Origin of the sequence: Pseudomonas sp. Root562 (assembly GCF_001427125.1) — a bacterium.
GTDB lineage: Bacteria > Pseudomonadota > Gammaproteobacteria > Pseudomonadales > Pseudomonadaceae > Aquipseudomonas.
The window spans coordinates 16,690-17,790 of record NZ_LMGK01000001.1; the positions used below are offsets into that span (position 1 = coordinate 16,690).

Below are 1,101 nucleotides of genomic sequence, written 5' to 3' on the forward strand. Positions count from 1 at the left end.
TTCGCCAATGACCGATTGGCTGCTGTCGGTAGCCAGCAACACTGTGCGTGAACGGCTGCGGTCGTCTTGATCACCAGGTTGGCTCATGCCGGAGTCTCCATGTAATCGGGCTTGCCTCGAGTATTACTCGCTTGAGTGGGGATTGAGAACTATCAGAACTGATAGTGGTGCGAGTTTTTCCGGGCTGTGTAAATGTATTGGTGAAGGAGCTGCCAGTGCCTCATCCATAGAAACGTAATGAGCATACCGACACGGTGTTTGCCGGGTTGGCGGTGGTTATTTTGATCGGGTTGCTGGTGGAGAATCTGGTGTTTGATTCGTTGGAAAGGGTGACGGTGAAGCGGTGGGGGATGCAGCGGTGAGACCTGCACCCCGTTCGGTTTCATTACTTACGTAGAAATTTTAAGCGGGGGTTTAAGTCGTCGAAGTTCGGAGCGTTATTGCTACCACTGTTGCGGCGCGAGGTCGGGGGGGTCGAGTCCCGGGAAGTGGATCGGCTAGAACTTGAAGATTGGGCCGGTGATGGAGTTCTGGGGGCCGGGGGGGGAGTGCTAGGGGGCGGAACCGAAGAGCCTTGACCGGGACCCCCAACCGGGTAAGTCGTAAAAGTCTGATCCTGCTGCCCTCTTGCAAAAGTGTCGGCATTCCAATATTGCATTTTGGATTGTTTGTTGTAGGTTGTTTCCTCGAGATAGGACAGTAAACTTTCTTTTCTCCCTTCGAGCCTGCCTCTATTGATCCTAGAATTCGAACTTGAAAGAGTAGTGGAAGGAGAAGGGATTTTTCCTGGTGTACGCCTGTTGGCTGCCTGTCCCACCGCCCCAATAACTGACGATATTAATGTGTTTATCGATGAATTTTTATCAGGTGCCTTAACTGATGTTACAAGGCTGGGGCCTCCGACGATTGGCGTCTCGACTCTTTTTGGGCCGGTGACGTCTGGACCGCCGGATATAATGTTAAACGTACCTTTCGCAACTGCTATCAACCTATTAAATATGGAATGCCCAGTCGGGTCTGAGCTGTTTACGGGATCTCCCACGCAATACATATACGCATTCAACCCACCCCCACCAAACGGGCTCCAACTGTCCGGGCTAT

General features: G+C 52.0%; 2 pseudogenes. One reads left to right on the forward strand and one right to left on the reverse strand.

The window, feature by feature from the left end:
* Positions 1 to 233 precede the first annotated feature (233 nt).
* A pseudogene (locus tag ASD60_RS28685) lies at positions 234 to 362 on the forward strand (ABC transporter permease); the annotation flags it as partial.
* A gap of 637 nt (positions 363 to 999) precedes the next feature.
* On the opposite strand, the pseudogene ASD60_RS29265 reads toward ASD60_RS28685, so the two are convergent.
* Positions 1,000 to 1,101 (reverse strand): annotated as a pseudogene (locus ASD60_RS29265) (RHS repeat-associated core domain-containing protein); the annotation flags it as partial.